Origin of the sequence: Streptomyces sp. NPDC127117, assembly GCF_042677325.1 — a bacterium.
Lineage (GTDB): Bacteria > Actinomycetota > Actinomycetes > Streptomycetales > Streptomycetaceae > Streptomyces.
On sequence record NZ_JBHXTM010000029.1, the window covers coordinates 1 to 3,776 of the forward strand.

Below are 3,776 nucleotides of genomic sequence, written 5' to 3' on the forward strand. Positions count from 1 at the left end.
GGGTGCCGGAGCCGCGGCCCTCGAGGGCGGCGCCGCGAGGTCCCGATCGGGAGTCGGAGCGAGGTCCCGATCGGGAGTCGGAGCGAGGTCCCGATGGGGGCCGGAGCGAGGTCCCGATCGGGAGTCGGAGCAAGGTCCCGATCGGGAGTCGGAGCAAGGTCCCGATCGGGAGTCGGAGCAAGGTCCCGATCGGGAGTCGGAGCAAGACCTCGGGTGGTCAGTCGGCGCGGCCGTCGCTCTCCGGGGCCGGGGCAGCGGTCGGGGCTCGGCCTTCCGGGGCCGGGGCAGCGGTCGGGGCTCGGCCTTCCGGGGTTGGGACTGTCGGGGCTCGGCCTTCCGGGGTTGGGACTGCCGGGATTCGGACCGTGGGGATCACGAAGCAGGCCGCGACGGCCAGCGCTCCGGCCAGCAGGAAGCCCCGCGCGTATCCGGCCGAGGCGATGAGTCCGCCCAGCAGCGGCGGGGTGAGCGACGCGGCGAGGTTCTGGCCGGTGTTCTGGACGCCCATGGCCCGTCCCGACCAGGCGGTTCCGGCGAGTTCGGCGGTGGCGGTGAAGGCCAGGCCGTTGGTGCTCGCGGTGATGCCGCAGGCGACGACCATGGCGAGATCCGTCAGCGGCGAGGGCCACAGTGCGCCCAGCGCGGTCGCGCCCATGACGACGGCGATGCACACCGACAGCTGCCGCATCGGCCGCACCCGGCTGCCGACCCGGTCGGACCAGCGGCCCGCCACCACCCGCGACACCGCCCCCAACACCTGGGACAGCACGAGGAGTTGGCCGGCGTGAACGGCACTCCAGCCCCGTACGTCGATCAGGAACACCATCGCGAAGGCGTTCGTCGCGAACTGCGGTACGCACAACAGCGCGCTGGAGGCGTGGATGCGCCACAGGGTGGAGTGGCGGTAGGGGTTGGCGGCCGGTTCCTGTCCCGTCGGCCGCGCGGTGCGCGGCGGGTCCGTGGTCAGCGAGCCGACGAGCACGGCGACGGCACCGCACAGCACCGCGCAGAACAGGACGGTCCCCCGGACTCCGTCGTGCGCGGCGAGCGTGGGGACCACCAGGGCGGCGATGCCCATGCCCAACGGGGTCGACGTCTGCCGGATCCCCATGGCGAGGCCGCGCTCCCGGGCGGAGAACCATCCGACGACGAGCCGTCCGCTGGCCGCGGAGACGGATGCGCTCGCCGCCCCGGCCAGCGCCAGGAGCACGCCCAGCGGGACGAGCCCGTCCACCGTTGCCGCCAGGGAGAGGAGCACGGCGGTCATGGCCAGACCGGAGGCGATGACGGTCCGCTCGCCGAAGCGGTCGGCCAGGGCTCCCCAGGCTATGAGCGTCAGCAGGAGGCCGATGGTGGGGCAGGCGATCAGCAGCCCGACCTGGCCGAGGCTCAGCCCGTTGTCCCGCCTCAACGTCTCCGAGGTGTACGGAAGCCCGTAGAGGAAAGTGCAGGCGACGGTCTGCGCCGCGGTCCCGAGAGCGAGCATCATCCAACGGCGCACGGCAGCCTCCCCGATGTGTGTGCAGGGTGCAACTATGGCATTGCATCCACCATTCAAGACAGGTTGTCCCACATCGTGAACCTGGCGAACAGTCCCGGCGGAGATCTTCGCGAGAGCAACACGCCGGCTGCGCACAACCTCCCGTGGGTGCCGTTACGTTGTTTCCCGCTCGGTCAGGAGTGCGAACTCGAACGGGTCGCCGGAGTTCCTGGTGGCGCAGTAAGTACAGAAGGATCGCGGATGGACTACTGCTCCACGTGCCGCCGGACCCTCAACGGGGCCCTGGTGTGCCCCGGCCCCGCGCACGAGCACCCCTCCGGCCGGCCCCGCGGCGGACACGCCGCCACCGAGCCCCGCACCCACGACGACACCACCGGACCGGATCTGCGTGCTCGTCATCTGCATCGGCTGACCACCCGACGGGCATTGCCGGCGGGCGTTGTCAGTGGGCGCCGTTAGCTTCCTGTCCGGCACCGCACAGGCCCACGAAGCGGTCTCGGGTTCGCTCGCGTTCAGCGGCGAGGCGGGCGAGTTCGTCTCCGGCGGACAGTCACAGGAGTTCACGGCCGGGTCGGTCGAGATATTCGACGTCTCGGGGCCCACCGCCGAGAGCACCGTGAGCGTCACGGTAGTCACCCCCGAAGGCAAGCGCTGGTCCCTCCACCTCCAGGCCCCCGAGGGCAAGGTCGACAGCAAGACCGGACAGGTCGCCGTCGGCGGCACCGCGACCTGCAACAAGCCGGCCCGCATATCGCTCTCGGGCCTGGTGGCGCAGACTCAGAAGAGCGGCGAGGCGATCGGCAGGTACGAGGGCGAGGCGATCGACTGCACCCCCGGTGCACCGGTTCCGTGGAATGTCACCATTCCTGTCACCGCGATGGAGCCCGGGTCGGTCTTCCGCCCCGGTGCCGCCCTGTTTCGCGGCTTCGGCTCGGCGGACGACCGCGACTATCCAGTGATCGTCAACGCTGGTGACAACACCGCCCAGATCACCCTGGTCAAGTCCTGACCCGCTGACACATGACGCGTCGCATCGCGAGTGCGCCCACCCGCGATGCGACGCGCCCCCGCCGCCCACGTCCCAGCACTACGATTGGCCCTCATCCGACGGGGGAAGGGCTGAACAGTGAGCGAAGAAACGGGCGTTGAGGATTCCGGGGACATCACTGTCCCGGTCGATGTGGACGGCCGGACCGTGCATTTCTCGGTCACTCCCGGCGGACGGCCGACACAGCCCGACCTCGGCGACGAGCAGGAGATCAGCTGGCGCCGCCCGACTCTCGCGCCGGTGCTGGACGGTCTCACCAACGTGGCCAGGGCCATGGGTACGCGTCTCCAGCAGACCGGGGCGTCGAAGGCGACGGTCGAGTTCGGGTGCGACATCTCCGTCGAGACCAATCAGTTGCTGGCCGTCTTCGGCAAGGCCACGTCCAAGTCGGCGTGGAAGGTGACGCTCGAATGGACCGCGCCCGAGACACCGCCGGGCACGCCCGGCACCGGCACTCCTGCTCCGGGGACGCCGCCCGCACCGGGAACCCCCGGAGCCTAGGCGTGGACGGCTGGAAGAAGCTGCTGGAGGCGGCCACCGTCGCCCTCGATCTTCCGGACGACCGCGGTTGCGGGACCGGGTTCGTTCTCACTCCGGGCACGGTCGTCACCTGCGCCCACGTCGTGTCGGACGCGACGCGGGTACGGGGACGGATCGTCGCCACGGGGCACGAACTGGTCCTCACCGTCTCCGCCGAAGACTGCCACCGCGCAGCGAACGGCCTGGATATCGCCTTTCTCCATTACGAGTTGGACGAAGCAGCCTCCTCCGCCCACGTACTGATCTCACCCCACACCGAATTGGGCGATCGGATGTCGGTCTACGGGCATCCGCGCGGGGACTTCCGGGCCGGGCAGTGGGCCGCCCTGGAGTACCTGGGCGATTCGCGGCTCTCCTTCGACGATCCGATGGCGATGCCCCGCGCGTACGGGACACCGGTGGGCGAGGGCTTCAGCGGCAGCCCGGTGGTCAATCGGCGTACGGGTGCGGTGTGCGGAATGCTCGTACGGTCCAACAAGGCCGGCAGCACCCACATGATCCCGCTCTCCGAGATCCTGGCCCGCCATCCGCTCCCCGAAGCACCCATGGACTGGCTGAACACGCTCACCGACGCGCGGCGGGGGGCGGGGGGGGTGCGCCCCCCCGCGCCCCGGCGGCGCGCCGACCGGGCCGCCGCGCGGGGCGCCGCCGCCCCCGCCCCCCACGCGGGGGGGCGGGCCGAAGGGC

The 3,776-nt window shown here is 71.2% G+C and carries 4 protein-coding genes; 3 read left to right on the forward strand and 1 reads right to left on the reverse strand.

From position 1 onward, the window contains the following. Positions 1–217 precede the first annotated feature (217 nt). On the reverse strand, positions 218–1,501 hold the full coding sequence (locus ACFVH0_RS24415) for an MFS transporter (protein WP_385823300.1): 1,284 nt from the start codon (positions 1,499–1,501) through the stop codon (positions 218–220). A 445-nt stretch (positions 1,502–1,946) separates the two neighbouring features. Here ACFVH0_RS24415 and ACFVH0_RS24420 point away from each other — a divergent pair, with 445 nt between their 5' ends. The 3 genes from ACFVH0_RS24420 to ACFVH0_RS24430 form a co-directional block, all read left to right on the forward strand. After that, the gene (locus tag ACFVH0_RS24420) at positions 1,947–2,510 is read left to right on the forward strand and encodes a hypothetical protein (protein WP_385823302.1); all 564 of its coding nucleotides are present in this window, start codon (positions 1,947–1,949) and stop codon (positions 2,508–2,510) included. Positions 2,511–2,627: 117 nt separating this feature from the next. Beyond that, on the forward strand, positions 2,628–3,050 hold the full coding sequence (locus tag ACFVH0_RS24425) for a CU044_2847 family protein (protein ID WP_385823303.1): 423 nt from the start codon (positions 2,628–2,630) through the stop codon (positions 3,048–3,050). Next, positions 2,960–3,776 (forward strand): serine protease (locus tag ACFVH0_RS24430; RefSeq protein WP_385823305.1); only part of this gene is annotated, 817 nt, incomplete at its 3' end. The genes ACFVH0_RS24425 and ACFVH0_RS24430, both read left to right, overlap by 91 nt.